The 17,996-nt window shown below is 51.5% G+C and carries 13 protein-coding genes and 2 pseudogenes; 10 read left to right on the forward strand and 5 right to left on the reverse strand.

Annotated features, from left to right (window positions below):
• Window positions 1–14 precede the first annotated feature (14 nt).
• Genes PF049_00210 through PF049_00230 form a run of 5 tightly spaced genes read left to right on the forward strand, consistent with a single transcriptional unit; the run spans window position 15 to window position 8,199 of the window.
• Window positions 15–368: a hypothetical protein gene (locus PF049_00210; GenBank protein ID WBY16632.1), complete on the forward strand. Its 354-nt coding sequence runs from the start codon at window positions 15–17 to the stop codon at window positions 366–368.
• Window positions 368–1,129: a hypothetical protein gene (locus tag PF049_00215; GenBank protein ID WBY16633.1), complete on the forward strand. Its 762-nt coding sequence runs from the start codon at window positions 368–370 to the stop codon at window positions 1,127–1,129. The genes PF049_00210 and PF049_00215 overlap by 1 nt, the downstream gene beginning before the upstream one ends.
• A 22-nt stretch (window positions 1,130–1,151) precedes the next feature.
• Window positions 1,152–6,863: a hypothetical protein gene (locus PF049_00220; protein WBY16634.1), complete on the forward strand. Its 5,712-nt coding sequence runs from the start codon at window positions 1,152–1,154 to the stop codon at window positions 6,861–6,863.
• 20 nt (window positions 6,864–6,883) lie between these two features.
• Window positions 6,884–7,447, forward strand: a complete 564-nt coding sequence (locus tag PF049_00225) for a hypothetical protein (protein WBY16635.1) — start codon at window positions 6,884–6,886, stop codon at window positions 7,445–7,447.
• Window positions 7,448–7,485: 38 nt separating this feature from the next.
• On the forward strand, window positions 7,486–8,199 hold the full coding sequence (locus PF049_00230; protein WBY16636.1) for a hypothetical protein: 714 nt from the start codon (window positions 7,486–7,488) through the stop codon (window positions 8,197–8,199).
• 14 nt (window positions 8,200–8,213) lie between these two features.
• On the opposite strand, the gene PF049_00235 is transcribed toward PF049_00230, so the two are convergent.
• Both PF049_00235 and PF049_00240 read right to left on the reverse strand, forming a co-directional pair.
• Window positions 8,214–8,498 (reverse strand): hypothetical protein, encoded by a 285-nt coding sequence (locus PF049_00235; protein ID WBY16637.1) that lies wholly within the window; start codon window positions 8,496–8,498, stop codon window positions 8,214–8,216.
• Between the two features lie 61 nt (window positions 8,499–8,559).
• On the reverse strand, window positions 8,560–9,180 hold the full coding sequence (locus tag PF049_00240; GenBank protein ID WBY16638.1) for a hypothetical protein: 621 nt from the start codon (window positions 9,178–9,180) through the stop codon (window positions 8,560–8,562).
• Between the two features lie 419 nt (window positions 9,181–9,599).
• Between PF049_00240 and PF049_00245 the strand changes: the two genes are divergently transcribed.
• Both PF049_00245 and PF049_00250 read left to right on the forward strand, forming a co-directional pair.
• On the forward strand, window positions 9,600–10,091 hold the full coding sequence (locus tag PF049_00245; GenBank protein ID WBY16639.1) for a hypothetical protein: 492 nt from the start codon (window positions 9,600–9,602) through the stop codon (window positions 10,089–10,091).
• A gap of 73 nt (window positions 10,092–10,164) precedes the next feature.
• A pseudogene (locus PF049_00250) lies at window positions 10,165–10,961 on the forward strand (IS5 family transposase).
• Here PF049_00250 and PF049_00255 read toward each other — a convergent pair.
• Window positions 10,923–12,353: a DEAD/DEAH box helicase family protein gene (locus PF049_00255; protein ID WBY16640.1), complete on the reverse strand. Its 1,431-nt coding sequence runs from the start codon at window positions 12,351–12,353 to the stop codon at window positions 10,923–10,925. The pseudogene PF049_00250 and the gene PF049_00255 sit on opposite strands and share 39 nt — an antisense overlap.
• 949 nt (window positions 12,354–13,302) lie before the next feature.
• Between PF049_00255 and PF049_00260 the strand changes: the two genes are divergently transcribed.
• Together PF049_00260 and PF049_00265 are read left to right on the forward strand one after the other, a co-directional pair.
• Window positions 13,303–13,758, forward strand: coding sequence for a hypothetical protein (locus tag PF049_00260; protein WBY16641.1), 456 nt, complete (start codon window positions 13,303–13,305; stop codon window positions 13,756–13,758).
• Window positions 13,759–14,089: 331 nt separating this feature from the next.
• Window positions 14,090–14,797: a hypothetical protein gene (locus PF049_00265; GenBank protein WBY16642.1), complete on the forward strand. Its 708-nt coding sequence runs from the start codon at window positions 14,090–14,092 to the stop codon at window positions 14,795–14,797.
• 158 nt (window positions 14,798–14,955) lie between these two features.
• Here PF049_00265 and PF049_00270 read toward each other — a convergent pair whose 3' ends face one another.
• The gene (locus PF049_00270; GenBank protein ID WBY16643.1) at window positions 14,956–15,975 is read right to left on the reverse strand and encodes a hypothetical protein; all 1,020 of its coding nucleotides are present in this window, start codon (window positions 15,973–15,975) and stop codon (window positions 14,956–14,958) included.
• A gap of 81 nt (window positions 15,976–16,056) precedes the next feature.
• The gene (locus PF049_00275; protein WBY16644.1) at window positions 16,057–16,764 is read right to left on the reverse strand and encodes a hypothetical protein; all 708 of its coding nucleotides are present in this window, start codon (window positions 16,762–16,764) and stop codon (window positions 16,057–16,059) included.
• Between the two features lie 188 nt (window positions 16,765–16,952).
• On the opposite strand from PF049_00275, the pseudogene PF049_00280 reads away from it, so the two are divergent.
• Window positions 16,953–17,825 (forward strand): annotated as a pseudogene (locus PF049_00280) (ATP-binding protein).
• Window positions 17,826–17,996 lie beyond the last annotated feature (171 nt).

Genomic DNA, 17,996 nt, shown 5'->3' on the forward strand with positions numbered 1-17,996 from the left:
CGGTAAATAGAGGTATGGCTATATCCGCAGAACGAGCAGCATTCATCAAACGTGAATACCGCTACGCAACCGAGAAGAATGCAGCGTTGCGTGGTCAGCATAGCAATGCACAGAGCATCACGGTTGACGCTAACGTGGATGAGGCAACTGCCTCTGCATTAGCTTCACTAATTCAGTCGCGCAGTGAAAACGGGAAAATGTACGAGGTCGAGATACAAGGGCTTCTTACGTTGGACGACTTCCAAGGCGGTATGTTGAAATACATTCCTCAGCTTGCGGACTTAAACACAGACGGAAGAACCTGCCTGCTTGAATCCTTCGAGTGTGACCTTGAAACAGGCGTTACCACAGTGAGGGTCTTTGGATAATGGCAACATACCTAATCAATACGCTTCCCTTCGATATCTCAGAATCGGATGAACAAGCCACCAATCCAGCATCAAACCTGAACAATGACTTTCCTAACATGGTTTGGAAGAGCAATGGTAGGACAGGCGCCCATGTGAATGTTCGCGTTGACGTTGATGCAGAGTGGGACACGGTTGCTCTATATGACTGTAACCTACAGGCAGGCGATACCGTGAGGCTTAGGGCTGCTAACTCACCTGCTACCACAGTCAGCGACCCATTAATCGACCAAACACTTACAGTTGATGGCGAAACAGGAGAAAGCGGAAACTTGGTGTTCTATCACGGAGGAGCAATCCGTGGTTTGAACAATGTCAGATTGGATATCACTTTTGCTGCTGGCAACCCTGCGACAGAGGTTCAAGCATCGAGGCTCATCGTAGGCATCAGGCTTGAAGCAGATGGTATCGACGTTGGTTCGGATTTCAACTTCGAGGACCCTAGCAGGATAGAAAACTACCGAGGTATCCAGATTGTTGACGCTTACGATATGAAACAGTCATGGAAGTTCAGTATCAGCAATGTCGATTCAGTTGACTTTGTGAAGAACTGGCGGTCCTTCCTACGGGCGAACAATGGCAAGACTATCTTGTTCATTCCAGACACCGTTAATGGGCTTCACCATCAAGAGTCCATTCTAGGGCGCATACAAGGCCAGACCAATGCCGGACTAGTTTCCAGCGATACCTATAGAATCAATCTATATATCCGAGAAGCCTAACCCCTTTAGGTAAATATGGAGTATGAGTACTCCATTTAATATCCTTGTCGAAGTAAGCCCACTTAGCGGCTCTACCCCCGTAACCTTGCGCCTTGCTAGTCGTGATGCAGATGAGGTAGCCGTAACAGCGAACGGCGAACAATGGCTACCTTGCATAAATGGACTGCCAAAGCTTTCCGCTGCTTTCGCTGACAATGGCCTCTTAGGAGAGACCGCCGTAAGCCGTGGTGAAGTTGGCTTTATCATTAACAAAAAGCATGGAACAGAGGATTTCAACCTATACGATTGGAGCGGAGCGTTCTGCCAAATATGGGTTGGTCCTAAGGGTGGAGATTGGTCAACCTACGCGAAGTATTTTGAAGGACAGGTAAGCCCTCTTGAGCAAGAAGGTATCAATGCCAATTTCAAACTGTTTGGACCCGAAGCTGAATTAACCAACACCATCTTGACCCTTGAATATGCGGGTACAGGAGGCGCAGAAGGTCCAGCTGAGTTAAAAGGTACACCAAAGCCTCGCTGCTATGGCTCGCCGCGTTCTGTTGAGCCTGTCGAGATTGACCCAATCAACCTAATTTATCAGGTTCATGCCTACGGGGCAGTTCAGAGCATCACGCCCTATGAATATGGCTCTCCATTGCTTCCTTCACAAAACGTAGGAGACCAAGCCACCTATAATGCGCTTGCGGCACTCGACCTAACACCTGGGCAATATGCTACGTGTCTAGCCAAGGGTTTGATGCGGTTTGGTGGAACCCCTACCCCAAAGATATCCGCCGATGTAGTTATGGCAAGTGGTAACTCCGTTGCAGAGATTGCGGAAGCAGTCATGCTTGATGCTGGTATTGCGGCCCAAAGCATTGGCGATTTCTCGGACTTTGATAGTGTGGAGACCGACCTGTTCCTGACGGAAGAAACACCTGCGCTAGATGTACTGCTCAAGATGTTCAAGGACGCGGGTGGTTATCTCGTCGCAGACAGCAACGCGGTTTGGCAAGCTGGCCTCTACTATGAAAGCACTAGAACGGCATCTACGCTCAACAGTGACCAATCCAGCTTTCCCTTGGTTCTTGAATGGAAGCAAGACCCCACCACAGCGCCCCTATGGCGCGTCAAATACGGGTATGAGCGTTGCTGGGGTGTCCATAGTGACAGTGACGCTTCACCGCTCATCAATGAGCTTGCAGGAGGCCTCTTAGCGGCAACTGATGCGGCTAATAATGCACAGAACACCGCCGATGCTGCCCAAGCCTCTGCGAACAACGCCAACACTGCAATCCAAAGCTTCACAGCTGATAACAAATTGGACTCAAGCGAGAAGAAACGCATTGTCACAATCATGGCTGAGTACGCGGCGCGCAAGCCTTTGGATGAAGCACAAGCTGACCAGTTTGGTATCACGACCGAGAAAACTACCTACCAGAACAAGTACAATGCACTCGTATCGTACCTGAATGGTTTATCACCTGCTTATACGGACTTCACCCAATCAACCAGCATTGTGAGGGCCACTTTCAATACTAGGTTTTCAGAATACACAGATGCACAGGTAAAGCTACTCAATAAGATAGCTGAACGCGCTAGGATTGTATGGCGTGGAGCATACGATGCTGGAACCACCTATACCAAGAATGACGGTGTGACCTACAATGGCCGCTCCTTCGTTAGCTTAGTGAATTCCAACACAGGCAACACTCCACCTAATAGTGCGACGAATAACACCTTCTGGCAGCTAGTAGCAGACAAGGGTGATACAGGTGCGGATGGTGCGCCCGGTCAGGACGGTAAGACCGCACTAGGTTGGACACCTGTTCTAACTACTGGAACTGTTCAGACTACCGATGGATTTGTGGTCCAGACCAGTCAGGGCGTATGGGCCGATAGCGTTCACAGTCAAGAGAAGTTCTATCAGGCTCGGGTTAGCTTTGAATTGACGGACCTGACCCCGCAGATGATTGGTCTCAACACTGACCCAGCGCTTGATGCGGACTTTAACAGCATTGACTTTGCGGTTTACCTTCATCCCGATGGAGTGGTGCGAGCGCGCCGAAACGGGAAAGGCGTTGCGGTCAATGACGGAAATGAGACCGCCGCCGTAGGTGATGTGTTTGCCGTGGCGCATGAAGGCAACGATGTTGTCATCTATAAAAATGGCACAGAGATACATCGCTGGGTCGATGAACTCTCCAAGACTGTGCCGATGGCGCTGGACACCAGCTTCCACCCCGATGTGGAAATCAAGAACGTCAACTTTACCCAGAACGGTGTGGCAGGTGACGATGCGATAGTAGGCTACCTGACCAACGAGGCTCATATCGTGCCTGCATCTTCGGAAGGTGTAGTGTCAGACTTTAGCGGGGCCACAGGGGACTTTGTGGTGTTTTCAGGTGTGCATGATGTGAGCAGCCTGTTCACACTGTCCACGTTGACTAACCCTAAAAACGTGACTGTCACCTACACTGACCAGACTTATGCGGTTAGCGGAGGTATGTCAGGTGACGACACCGCGACGCTGACCATTCGGGCCACTGGTTCCGGTGTGTTTGGTGGGGTGGTCGTCGATAAAAAGTTTACGATTTCCAAGAGCAAGGCAGGTAAGGCAGGCCTTAAAGGAGACCAAGGGGATACTGGAGCCACGGGTGACGCAGGGCCACAAGGCCCAGCAGGGGAAGATGGACAGACCCTATACACTTGGATTGCTTACGCCAACAACGCTTTAGGAACATCTGGCTTCACTACAGGTCAGAATACTGGTCAAACCTACATTGGCATCGCGAACAATAAGACGACTGCCACCGAAAGCACAAATCCTGCTGATTACACTTGGAGCCTGATTAAGGGTAATGACGGTGTTCCAGGAACACCGGGAGCCAATGGTCAACCGACCTATACTTGGTTTGCCTATGCCTCCAATGCAGATGGCTCGGAAAACTTCACCACTGGAACTCCAGTTGAAGGAACGCACACCTATATCGGTATTGCCGCCAACAAGGATACTGCTACCGAGAGTAATAACCCTGCTGATTATACATGGAGCCTAATCAAAGGTGCGGATGCGCCGCTGCTGACTCTGTCTAGCACTCACTACGTATTCCCGTATAACGAGAATGACAATCCGAAGACCCAAGAAGCCACCATCAGTGTTCAGCGGCAGAACCTTTCCGATACTCCGGTTTGGAAACTCTACACCGAAGATGGGACCGAACGTGCCTTCTCGGAAACACAGCACATTGCCATCACGGCTGACCAGCTTTCCGCTAACGTGTCTAACTTCCGCTTCCGTAACTTTATTGACGAGTTTGGTGGCGAGTCCATGCGGATTGAAGTCACGGCAGGTGGACTCACCGACTCCCTGACCCTGACCAAGGTCCGCGACGGTGCAACGGGTCAAGATGGCGTTGACGGTATAAATGGCGAGGATGGCATCTACCGAGAGTTCGTTTGGAAGCGAGCATCAACTCAACCCGCAACACCAGTAGGCGACGGAATACCATCAGGTTGGACGGACGAACCATTGGCAGGCAGCGACCCTCTTTGGATGAGTGTTGCAAAGCAAGAACTAGATGGAACCCTACTATCCGGTGAAGTTTGGTCCACTCCAATCAGGCATGACGGGCCTAAGGGTGAAGACGGTCAAGACGGTCAAGAAGGGGAAGAAGGTGCTAAAACGGCTGCGGTGCTCATATACGCTCGCTCATTCAACCAGCCCTCTACACCGTCCACGACTGCTACGTTTACCTTTGCAACAGGTGTACTCACCAACGCGAACAATGGATGGTCAACGCAATTTCCGTCAACTAGCGGCGACCTATCCTCAATCTGGGTATCTCGGGCTAACGCGCAGAGTAAGGGAAGTACGGACACCATAGCGCCAGCGGATTGGTCAACACCAACCCGTGCCTTTGGCGGACTATCCAACCTAGACCAGTTGGACTTTGGTAATGATGATATCTTCATCAACCGAACCTTTGACCGCTTGGGTGGTACAATCTCCACGGCACAGGCCAACAGTTCAGGGCTTATGCGCTACAATGGCGGTGGCCTTTTCCAAGGCGACCTCACCGCTACAGCGGGTGCCACATGGGGCACAAACATTGCAGGCCGACCTAACAATCTAGCAGCTCTTAACGGGTATGAACCCCTCGACCTCAGTAATCTGAGAATCAATACGAAGGGTCAGATTAACACTGGCCAAGGCGTCTCGGCTTACATGACAGTGGGCGAGAATCTCAACATCAATCCCAAATTATTGGGCGATGGCGACGTGCCTGATGAATATCGTTTTCATCACACTGCAATCCATGATTTCGTCAAAAGTGGCGATCTCAACTTTATTCGATTAAAAGATCACACTTTTGTTTTGCCAGCAGCTTTCGATGATGAAGAAAAAAGAATCCCCGTTGTCGAAGGCCAGAGGATTTATCTCTCAGCTTTGGCTCGCGCCGCGACCTCCAACAACACGCGATGCTTTTTTCAGTTGCGAGTGTTCAAGGGAGATGGGAGCTTTGAGAATCAAAATTTCTTCATGTATCCCAGCGTCAGCTCGAATTTTCAGAGGTTTAGTGGATTTTCGCTCGCGCCCTGCGATGGCCAACTAGCCGTCATCTTCCGCTCAGTCGCAGCGACTGAGACGGATTATATCGATATGACCGATATCACTTTCTCTTACGTCGAAGTCGGTGCAAGCGATGGCGCAAGGGCAGGACAGAATGTCTATCGCTCGGATGGAACCATCGCAGTTGACGATGACTTGCGCGCCCCTTCCCTTAGTCAAAACGGCCAACTGACCATTGGCGCAATCAATTACGGCGCAGTAACGGCAAGAGGTATTGGTGTTGGTGAACTGGGTTTCCTCAACGCTATCAATTTCGGTGATGAGAGAATAACCAATAAAACCGCGCAGCACATTGAGCCCTACGGGACCCGCCGATGGGCGGCTGAAGATGGTGCAGACGTTACGGCCAAGGTGGATGGTCCGATTTCTGCAAGGTTCAACCACAGCGCCTCGGGAACGGCTGAGAACGGTCAGTTTCCCCGCAATCTTAGCTATCGTTTGCTCTACCAGAATGGCTTCGTGCAGAGCACAGGGGTAACATGGACTTACCGCGTGGTTGGCGGCGTTGTTAATGGCCACAGCCCATCAGCAACCTATCGCTCGATGAGTGGTACGGGCACGGGAACTCTGGCCATTTCTAGCCTTGGGGCAGATACCTCAAGTGTTATTGTCCGCGCAGTCATTGGGGGGAAGACACAAGAGCAAACCGTCACACTGAGCAAGACCTATGCAGCACCTGAGACGGGTGGCGGTTCAGGTGGCGGCAGTAATGGTAGTTCAAGAGCTAGTCAGACTAGTGGCTTTGGGTCATTCAACTCATCCGCGTGGACTGTCGTGGCAGGGCCATTGGCGGTGACTGCTGGTAGCACGACGCTGACCAACACGGTCAATCTTAGCGCAGAAATGCCTTTTGGAACAAACGGTGCGCGCCAGATTCTGGCCAAGGTTCAGCGCAAGATTAACGGCACTTGGACCGATGAAGGACAGAGCGCAAGCGCGACGACATTTGGCGAAACCGACCCAGAGATTGGTTACATCTCGTCGCCTGCTAATTTCCAGTTTGAACGAACGACGACTGTCAGTGCTGGCTCTGAGCAGGAATGCCGGGTTCTTATGCGTATAGGCAACGGGGGCAATGTCACCATGACTATCGGCGGCAACTCGTATCAGCTCAGTTCTTAAGCAGAGGCATAAGTATTGATATGAGTTACCTTGCCATAATCACAGATACCAACACCTTAGACAGTTATGTCATGGAGGTAGGAGACCTACCAGAAGGTTGGACTAGTGTTGAACTGCCATCTGATTTCAATCCCGAATGTCAGCATTGGGATATACAAGGTTCAGAGGTAGTATCCTGCTATGCGGACAGTGAGCAGTTATTGGCACAGAGTGTAGCTATCGAACGTCAAACTCTGTCCAGCGAATACACTACGAGCGGAGAAAACAAGTCCCTCGTCTATGCTTACAAGGCGAATGAGGTCAGGTCGTATAGGAGATTGACACAGACTGCAATTAACACTCTTTCCGTGGAAACCCTCAAAGAAGATTACCCATTCCTATATTGGGATGCCCAAGCGCATGGTGATAGCATTGCGGACTCCTTGGCACGATTCGAGGCTGGAATAACTGCGACGATTTCTAATCTGGCTATGATTGAAGCAGCTTATCAAAAGGCAAAGCTTGATATCAGTCACGCGGAAACACTTGAAGAGAAGAGAGCGGTTGCAACACTGCCGACGGACTATCCACCCCCTTCTTGGTAAATATGGAGAAGGCGGTATATCCGCGGAGGCGGTGACGTATGATAAAGGAAGCAGTAGAAGGGATTACCTCACTCGCAACCGCACTGCGAAACCGCCCCGTATCTACCATCATAGCAGCATTGATTATTGCGTTCGCGTTCATACTTTACACCAAGATTGATTTCTTGGTCAAAGACACCAGTCCTAGTGCAGAAGTCGAGACTGCTCGATTCAATGCTAGCCGAAAAGCCGATAAGCTCATCAATCTGGAATTAGAGCGATTGCGCGTTGAAGCCAACGCTGACCGTGCCTTGGTGCGTACCTTCCATAACAACGAGAAGGATATGTCTAGAACCGTCCACTTCCGCAGCGTCAAGACGGAGTGGTACGTGACTCGTGATGGCATCATCCTGTCGCCCACCGCGTTGCAGCCCTTCCCGCTTGGACCCTTGCAGGATATCACCGAAACGATGTTTGGTTCACAAGTAACCACGCCTTCCTGCATATTGGGAGACGTTAGCGAAGTTGATATGCCCGCTGCTTACAGGCGCTATCTGGAAGCCAATGGGGTTGAGGCGTTCGCGCAATGCCCCTTGGTGAGCGAAGAAGGGGCGCCTATTGGATTTGTCGGCGTGGGCTTCGTTCGGCAGCAGACCATCACACTCAAGGAACCCTTAGAGACCATCGTGCGGCGCAGGACCAGCAAAATCGAGAATGTACTTCACAAACTGCATGACGAGACCAAAGTAAAAGCTTGGTACGATATATTCTGAAATCTGGTGAGCCGTCAGAGGTCGTCCATTTCTTTGGGTGCGACCTTCACCGCCTTAATAGCATCGCCTAGTTCGCGTATCCCCTTCTCGGCTGCAAGGCCGATGATGAGCGCGGTGATGATATAGGCGAGCCAATCTGGCGTGGTACCGACCATCACGAGCCATGTAGTCGCAGCACTGGGGAACCAGTACCCCATGACGAAGAACAGGGTCAGCAGAGCAAACGTGATAGGACGGAACCACCGCATGAAAAGGGTAGCTAGGTCAGCTGCTCGCTCTGTGAAGGTTTGGAACGTCATACCGTATTTACCGGCAGGATATGCAAAAGGGGCGACTTTCGCCGCCCCTTCTGTGTGAGCGTTAGGACGGATATTTGGCCATGAACGCTTCATGGTCTGACGTATCGTAGAACTCTAGGTAAATGTCTAAGTCATCCATAGAGCGATTTACCTCCGACCACATAGAATATGGCCCCTTCAAATTAGCCGCACACCAACCGAATATTCTGGAGATGTAGTCGGAAGCATCCTCCTGACCCCGCTTATAGAGGAGCACATAACAGCTTTCGGAAAACCCAACATACTCCTTCGCAACAGGCTTGGGTAGGTTTAGCTTCACTTCCTCCTCTGCAAAAATATGGCGGTCGGTTTCAGTTAGGTCGATAACCTCTGGCAAAGCCGACGGGGATTCCGTCCACATGCTTAACAGGGCCGCGACTTCTTCGTTGTTCTTGCATCCATGAATAGCGCGCAGGTACGCAAGGTAGCCGGGTGGGTACTCCGATAGGTCGTACTCGAAGGTCTGACCATCTAACTCAGGGTCGTCATACTCGTGCGGCAGTGTATAGCGCACCACTGGTGCGGGTAATACGGTAAGCTCGCGCTTGTGAGTCGTGGAGGTAGCGGGTAATGGGTTAGTCATATTGGCTCCTTTGCCGTCATAGAAGAAGCCTGCCGCGATGAGCAGCAGGCTAGTTTTCAAGTGACGGGCAAGGAGTTCGGCCCGTTGAATCCCTTATAGGTCAGCTGGCCTTCTGGCGCAATATATTTCTGAAAAGGGTTGGCCCGCCCCAGAGATGGTAAGAGCGGGCCTGTAGGCGGAGACCGACTTAACGGGCCTACGCAGGGTCGGCTACTGCTACACTGCGCTACCTGTCGCGCCGCCCAAGGCTAACCCGCCATGTGGGTTAAAAGCACATAGCGGGTCAGACTCTTTGAAAGCGTAAGCAGATACCCTCGGAGACTTGCTGCTTACGTGGACCATTATACGCAGGACCACCCAGCGTGTCATTATTCGTGTCATTTGCCCTGCGCTGCTAGGGTTCGTGGACAAACCTTGCATACCAGCAATCTGTCGGTAAGTGCGGAGAGTGATCAATTAACTTTCGTGGAGATAATCGAGTGCGTGCAACCTATTTCCTCATAGCTTCCTCCATATTGTTGGCAGCCTGTGGGCAATCAACCGATTCAACGGCATCGCGAAATGGCACGGAGCAAGTTCAGAGCCAATCGGTGCCCACTGCGAGCGAGAACGATGGGAATTGGTCCTTACTTAGCGAGTATGTCGGTCAGCATCCCTTGGATAGCAGGCTCTATGACAAAAGCCCGATAGCGCCCGCGCTCAGGAACCTTCTCGACGACAAGCTGAACGTGCTGATGCAGAACAGCGAGACAGCCGCTCCCTTGCAACGCGATGGCGAAGTTTTCTTCACGTCGGGCAACAAGGATAATGAGGGGGGTAGCGACGCATTCTATCTGCTTGTCGATCCGTCAGCCAAGGCAGTCGAGGTCGGCCTTTGGGAAAACGGAGAGTTGACCGTTTATAAGACCCCAGGTTCCGACATTCTGAAACCAACGGATATCCAGACGACAATATCGAACGCGGAGATGTAAACGTCGCTGTGGCCCGGCAGGGACGGCCAGCAATCCTTGACGCGTTACCGATCCACTGATTCAAGGCTGGCTTTTGGAGGCGGCCTTGGGCGAACGGATTGACGTTACGGATGAAGAATGGGAAGTGATCGGGCCGCTGCTGCCGTCTGAGCGTGGTCGCGTATGCCGCCCGGCGCTAGATAATCGTCCCTATTTCGAAGGCATGATTTGGATCGCGCGGACCGGCGCGCAGTGGCGACACTTGCCGGACGAATATGGCAAGTGGAACAGCGTGTTCCGACGTTATCGACGATGGGTCACGACCGGTGTGTTCGATGCCATGCTCGAGACACTGGCCGAACTGGCGGGGCGGCATACAGCCGCCGACATGATCGACAGCACGGTGGTCCGGGCACATCATTGTGCTGTCGGTATAAAAAAGGGACTCAGAAAACCGAGGCGCTTGGCCGATCGCGAGGCGGCTTCACGACAAAGCTCCATGCCATATGCGATGCCAGAGGTCTCCCGCTAGGGTTCGTTCTGACACCTGGACAGGCGCACGATGTGCAGGGCTTTGCTCCACTGTTCCGCATGATAACCGACCGGATCGAGGCCTTCCTGGCTGATCGGGGCTACGATGCCGATGCGATCCACAAAGAGAGCGAGGCAGCCGGTGCGGAAGCGGTGATCCCGGCTAAGGTCAACCGGCGCAATCCCGCCCCGCACGACCGCACCAAATACAAATGGGGCAACCTCATCGAGCGTTTGTTCAACAAACTCAAGAACTGGCGCAGAGTGGCAACCCGCTACGACAAAACCAAGGAGTCCTACCTCGGCTTCGTCGCGCTCGCTTCAGTCAAACTGTGGATACCCTTTGTCCACGAGGCCTAGTTTCTCGGCCTTCCTCTTTGCATAGTTTCGGGCGTTCCGTTCTTTCTGGCTCATCGGTGCCTTGCCGATAGAAGGTCTGCCACTCTTCGAAGGTTCAGGCAGCGAGTGCTTCATTTTTTCGATGGTACATCCTTCAAACTTCTCGGCCAGCCATTCAGCAGTAGCCCTATCTGGGACTATTGCTTCTACGGGACGGTCAACAAGTGGGTCACGTAGTGAACAGCGCATCATTGCCTGATAGGCATTTTGATGATTCAAAGTTTCAGCAATTTCATTGTCGCTCATCCCAATGTTTTTTAGAAAGCCCCAAGCTGGCGTCCCTTGGTTTCTTACGCTCAAGAGAACCACATTATCGACCGTTTTCCAATTCGCTTTGTCCAGGCCATGTGAGATGCCGGGTAGTCGGTTAATTGGGCTAAAGTTTTCAGGATATCGGTCAGCTGGCACCTGCCAGATGAAAGGCTTGCCATTCAAATGGCCAACTACCGTATTCCAAACCGCATCGAACATCTCGGTGCCATCGTCTTCTTCAATTCTGTAGAACTGCTTACTGGCCTTGCGCTCGAACAAGTAGGTCAGTTTCAACCGCTCGCCATTATGGTGCTCAGTGTAGCGAAGCGTTGATGCCAATTCACCATGGGGTTGCCACGACACTTTGAACAGCCTGCTCCATACGTGATAGAGTTCTGTTTGGAAGAAGTTTGCACCAAGGAAGGTTGTGGTCTTCCATCCTTTCGCGAAATCCTCCTTCTTGATACCAAAGAAGTTGATGGATGCGCGCTTGGTACTAGGGTCTATCAAGTCGGCATAATGTTCTGGATTGGTTACGACGAGCACATCATCCCGCAGCACCAAATTAGCCAAGTCCTTGAACGACTCTAAGTTTTGGTCGCCATGCCTTCCGCTTGCTAGGTCTTCTAGCGCCGTCTTGTTTCTAGGCTCAACTAACGAAATTCCATCCACAAGAACGTTATCGACCTTGATATGGTCTGTGATGCCTCGATGGGTGATTGGTATCTTCAGTTCGATACTATTGAACACTGACGGGATTTCATCACATACCAGATGCCAGAACTTCCTGTAAGCCTTAGGCAAGCGGTCCAATGCCTTGTGAGTGATGAGGAGGACTTCTCCGTGATGTGGTACCGCTGCTTGCATATGCGCTACGATGGAATCAACCACGTTCTTCCTGTTCGAAGAACTAACAATGGTTCGAATCTTGATGTTCGGGTCCATCTGCTTGATGTTTCGTACCGTCTCTCTGATTAGGTCTTTTGATGGTTGTGCGATTAGAACCTTCTCTTCAGCTCGAACGCGCTCTACGGTCCATTTTGAAATGCCGTAGGTCTTACCTGACCCCGCAGGTCCGTCTTGATATTGAAATGTGGTCACGTGTATTACCTCTTAATGAAACAAAAATCCCACCAACTGGGACCTTCAAAGTCAGCTGGTGGGATTTAAGTTTGTTTCATAAAGAGCGATACTTGGTCCCGCCGTACTACTGGCGTTGAAGGTCCAAGTAGCTTACTTCTATTTATCCAATATACGACACATGGGGTCCGAAAAGCGATATTTTTCTGAAGTTTTTCATTCAACTGGCGCGCTGCTCAAAAATTCAACGAAAGTCTTTAATAAAAGATAATGTTGAAAATACCTCTCCCAAGGAAGTGACTGAAAACCAAATCAAGGAAGTACACATCTACTCAGTGGATGGAGCGAACGAGCGACATATCCACGAGTTGATGTTACCCGCATGGCGTGAGTGAAGCGAATGCCATGTGCGCTATCATAAGGAACCGATATAGGTGGAACTGCTATCGCACTTCGCACCTACACATGCCATCTGGATGGCTTCGTAAACTCAGCAATCCAATTGATGACATGTGACTACTTCTTGGTCTGATTGATTTCATCTGGATTGACCGAAATTAGGCATCACCAAGAAGGAATTTCTTTCCCTAATTAGGATGATGATAGGAGCAGCGCGCCTTCATCGCTCTTTCTTTCTACCAATGGTACCGCGCAGTTCTTCGCGTCATTATTCATGTTCTCGCTTTCCTGAATACTGACGGCCTGAACCCTTAGGCAGTAGAATGGCTTATGACCGAATTACTTACCTACTATAACGTTCGTTGCCAATTCTGCGGTACTGACCAGCGCGTCTTAACCCAGAAGAAAGCTTGCGCTACCTGTAACAGCTACAACCTTAGAGCCGAGAAGAACGGCATTCCACTTCTCAAACCCATCGAGCTATCTAGGATAATGACTGTTCCAGAATTGCTCCAAGACGAGGAGTACCTCGCTCACAGGGCTGCATGGAGAGCGGCCAACTAAGTAGTGGGTGAACTGGAACGTACCTCCCGACTTTGACCCCTCCCCTTACGAGGGCTTCGTCTATTCTATCACGAGCAAGTCCACGGGCCGCTTCTATATCGGGAAGAAATCCTTCTGGGCACGGCGTGGCAAAGGCAAGAAGCAGGTGGTCAAGCATTCCAATTGGAAGACCTACAAATCATCCTGCAAGGAACTCAAAGAAGCTATCGCAGCCGACCCCACGGATTGGGAATACGAAATCCTCCACTATGCGCGGGACAAGCGAAGCCTCACCTATCTAGAGGTGAAGGAGCAGATGATTCACGAGGTGCTTGAGCGCACCCTCCCCGATGGAACGCGGCTCGCATATAACGGAAACATCGCGGGGAAGTTTTACAGTGGCCGTACCTCTAGCGATTCGATTGATTCAAAGACCAAGGCGCGGTCTTTTCCCGCGAAATATCTTTACAGGTTTTCATTTTAGGGGTTGCGACCCCGAGAACCCTACGATTCTCTAGGCGGCCCTGGCGCCATCCCCCGCTCCATCCCCAACTATAGGCACGAATGGCGTATAGGTGCTTGCGACTCAAGCAGTCCTGATTCAGTATCTAGGAGTTCGCAGCACTTGGGAGGCCCGTCCGACTTCCCAAACAGTGTGGAGCGGGAAGCTTTTAGGACTGGCAGGGGAGCTGTCTTGGCCGACACCCCTAAACCAACTTCCCGCTCCAGCGAACACATTAAGCTTTTGGGAATCTCTCGGTCAACAATCATGTGGTTCGGCTCAACGCAAAGAGCTTCTAGCTAAGGATACAGTCTTGAAGAAAGGTCTAATCGCGCTCCTATTCCTTGCGGGATGTGATGCAAACCAGCAGGAACCCGAAAGACTAAGTTCATCATCTGGAATAGAAGATGGCTATAAAGCGGCGATTATTAAAGGTTCTGCCGCTGACATTCATAGAGGAAATATTCCAGAGGAAGAACCTCAAATTGTTGAGAAGCCGCTTGTTTTAGAGAATGTCCGCGCGGCTTTACTATCGAGTTACCCTGCGGATGATTTTAATCGTATAAAATTAGCAACCTTAGCTGTCTTTGATGGATTCTCTCTACGACAGCCTTGGTTGACTGCGGATAGTATGGAGAAGCCCGAGGGAGTCGTCGTGTGTGTGGACGACATAACTGACCCTCATTTCTTCTCGAGTGCAGAAGCCGATATGGTCTACGTCAAAAGTCATAATGGTATCTATGATTTTCGGCTGACTCCTGTTGGGAGCGACCCCCGAACGCTAACCGTAGACCTTGACGAGCAGGGAGAACACGAGGTCGCCTATAGATTAAAAAAACACAATCGCGTGTACTCTCTATTTTTACCCGCAAGTGAATCGCACCTAGCTAGCTTTCCTGATAAGCTTATCGTCGAAATTAGCACTCCGCACTGTAAGCGCGTTGTATCGGAAAACCCCTCCTCTATTGACAAGACTTGGGAGGAGTTCTGGCAGAGCTTAGGTGAGGATGTAGTATATTGATTATCTAGGCTCAGCGCAAAGCTGACTGGTAAACGGTCTTGCGCCAGCGATTCTTGGTAGCAGTGAGAACCAGCTTGCGCTGTCTTGGTCCGTGTGCGCTCCAAATCTGTAAGTTTTTTAGACAAAGCACTGCATTCGTAGAGCAGTCGACTCAGGAATTACGCGTCCGCTGCACCAATGAGCAGGAGTATCGCGGCAGCGGTCTGGTGTAGTTGAAAGGCTGCAATATGCCGTGGGACTTCGCGCTTTTTCTCGCCTGCACCATGTCCCGCAGATTTATTGCGAACAGTACCCACCCCGCTTTCAAGGATGGTTTTCAACCCGGCGAACTCAGTTTGCATATATGAGGGAATGAGGTCGTTATCGAAGACAGCACCGACCAATTTCTTTAGCGGCCAATTCGGGTCCAAACCCCAACCTTTTTCAGAACCGATAACTTTTATGACGCTTTCAAGGGACTTACAGGCTTCGACCAAGGTCGTCTCGTAATCCCCCTCACGAAACGCGTCGAAAGCATCGAGAAATTCATGCTCTGCTGCTTCATATTTCTTAGCTGCCAGAAAACCAAGCGCAGGCACAACCACCTCTTTATGCTCGAATTTCGAATCTATCTGAAGCAACCTTCCAGCCTCAAACTGATAACCGACGGACGCCTCAAGGAAGCGCGCATTCAGTTCCTCTATCTTTTGCAGGATTTCATAACGACTCGAGCGACGATGACGAGCTTCTAGCTCCAAGATGAGACGGCATATAGCTTCTACAGCATCTAGATGAAAATCAGAAAGCTGTTCGTGGCAAAACCAACGATAAAATTCGGATGGAGGATAAGGTTCCTGCGAAAGCATTGTTGTACCAATTTCTTTGCGCATGAATTTGTTTAACTGCGTATAAATCCTAGAGCGGTCCTGAGAAGCTAAATCAATTACCTCATCAAAAATCTGAATTACCTGATTTCTAAGGGGGTTTGGTAAAATGTCATATACCAGAGGGTCATACTTGTTTTGGGTCGCGCGTTTACGACGCGAAAAAGTGTCGGGAAGAGTCATCGCTTGAAGATGTACATTCTGAGGAAATTGGCAACTGCATCCGATAATTTGTACCGGTTTTGTTTTTTCGCCATGAGTCGGCATACTTCTGGGATAGCGTCGTAATCTCACCATTGCCGCCAGCAGAGCCAAGATTTGGCCTTGTAATAGGTGCAGCACGGCTGCGAGGCTCTCCACCAGTGTCGAATCTGATGAATGGCAGTGTTTGAGACCTTACCCTTTGGTCCGAGATAGACGATTTTGTCGCCCTCGAATGCGGAAAACCCATTCATCGGCAACCTCCTGATTAGCACATTTTATTTTAAAGTATGGGTGGTCTTCGCGGTTAGTGCCAATGATAAGCTGCGGGTCCCCCAAGCCATCATACTCCTTATTGACTGTTTCGGACTTAACGCTTGTTGTAATCTGCGAATTCAATCCAGACGCCACGCCGACAACTAAGCCTGCTGGCCCTAAAAGTGCACCCCCAATTAGTCCTCGAGCGACAGGGCTTCTGCGCTGGGTTTCAGTAATCGGAAAAGAGATTTTTTCTTGGCGTGACCTTCGAACACTTGGTCTTGCCACGTTAAGTGAAATTATTTCGCGCAAGTTAATATAAATGGGTTCGGCATGGCTGAATTCATCTTGGACGTCGATTTGGTTAACCCTAAGCAGCGGTGAGGTGTTGGAAAGCGCAATTATGCAGTGGGGCTGTTCCTCTAGGTGCATCAAGCGGCCACGTGAAATTAACGACCAACCTTCGCGTTGAATCTTCGTCATCCAAACGACTAAATCCTTGTCAATTTCAGCCTGCTTCTTTTCTTTTAAGGCCTTCCGCTCTGCCTTCGCCGCTTCGAATTCTAATGCCCTATTTTCATCATAGGCTTTAGACCAAAATGCCAAACCCGTAAGAATTATACAGATTAAAAGAATCCATTCCATTTATACCCCCAATATAAAATATGTGCCGAATAAGTTAAGCGAAGATTGCGCTTATACCAACTGTCCTCTCAAATGAAATCTTCAAATTTACAGGTGCCACAAAAAGAATCTTGGCTGACAATCCGTTTGTAGCACGCAGTTTCAATTCTCACCGATGCCTATTTGTGCTTGTAATATGTGCAACACGGCTGATGAACGGCCCCCCGGGGGCGGGCAAATCGCTGCTGGCCTCCTGTCTTCCCGGCATCCTGCCGCCGCTCTCCGCTGCCGAGGCGCTGGAAGTCAGCATGGTCCAGTCGGTCGCGGGAATGCTGGACGACGGGACGATCAGCCGCGCGCGCCCCTTCCGCGCCCCGCACCATTCCGCCAGCATGGCGGCGCTGACCGGCGGCGGGCTGAAGGTCCGCCCGGGCGAAGTCAGCCTGGCGCATCTGGGTGTCCTGTTCCTCGACGAATTGCCGGAGTTCCAGCGCTCGGTCCTCGATTCGCTGCGCCAGCCGCTGGAGACGGGCCGGGTCGATGTCGCGCGGGCCAACGCCCATGTCAGCTTTCCCGCGCGTGTCCAGCTGGTCGCCGCCATGAACCCCTGCCGCTGCGGACATCTGGGCGATGCCTCCATGGCATGCAGCCGTGCGCCGCGATGTGCGCTCGATTACCAGGCGAAGATCAGCGGCCCGATGCTCGACCGGATCGACCTGCATGTCGACGTCGATCCCGTCAGCGCCGCCGACCTCGCCCTGCCCCCGCCGTCAGAAGGCAGCGCCGAAGTCGCCGCCCGGGTGGCGGAAGCGAGAGCGGTTCAATCGGCCCGCGCCGAGGCGTCGGGCGCCCGGACCAATGCCGAACTGGACGGAGACGCGCTGGAGGAATTCGCGTCGCCGGACGATGCGGGACGCACGCTCCTGATGCAGGCAGCGGAAAGCATGAAGCTGTCTGCACGGGGCTATACCAGGATGCTGCGCGTCGCCCGGACGATCGCGGACCTTGCCGGTGCGCGGCAAGTCGGGCGCATCCACGTGGCCGAAGCGCTGAGTTATCGCCGCATGGGGGTGCGGGGATGACGGCGCTTCGTTCTGTAAGGATACGAAAAAAGGAAAGGGAGGCAGCAGTCGCCACCCCCCTTTCCAGTAGAAGGACTGCAAGAGCCTTCGGGTCGCGGCACTGCATCTAGGTCGGGGCGCTTTCGCTGCCATCACCCCCTTGGGGTATTTCTTGAAAGAATTGCGTTTTTC

It is taken from the genome of Erythrobacteraceae bacterium WH01K (assembly GCA_027941995.1).
Lineage (GTDB): Bacteria > Pseudomonadota > Alphaproteobacteria > Sphingomonadales > Sphingomonadaceae > CAJXSN01.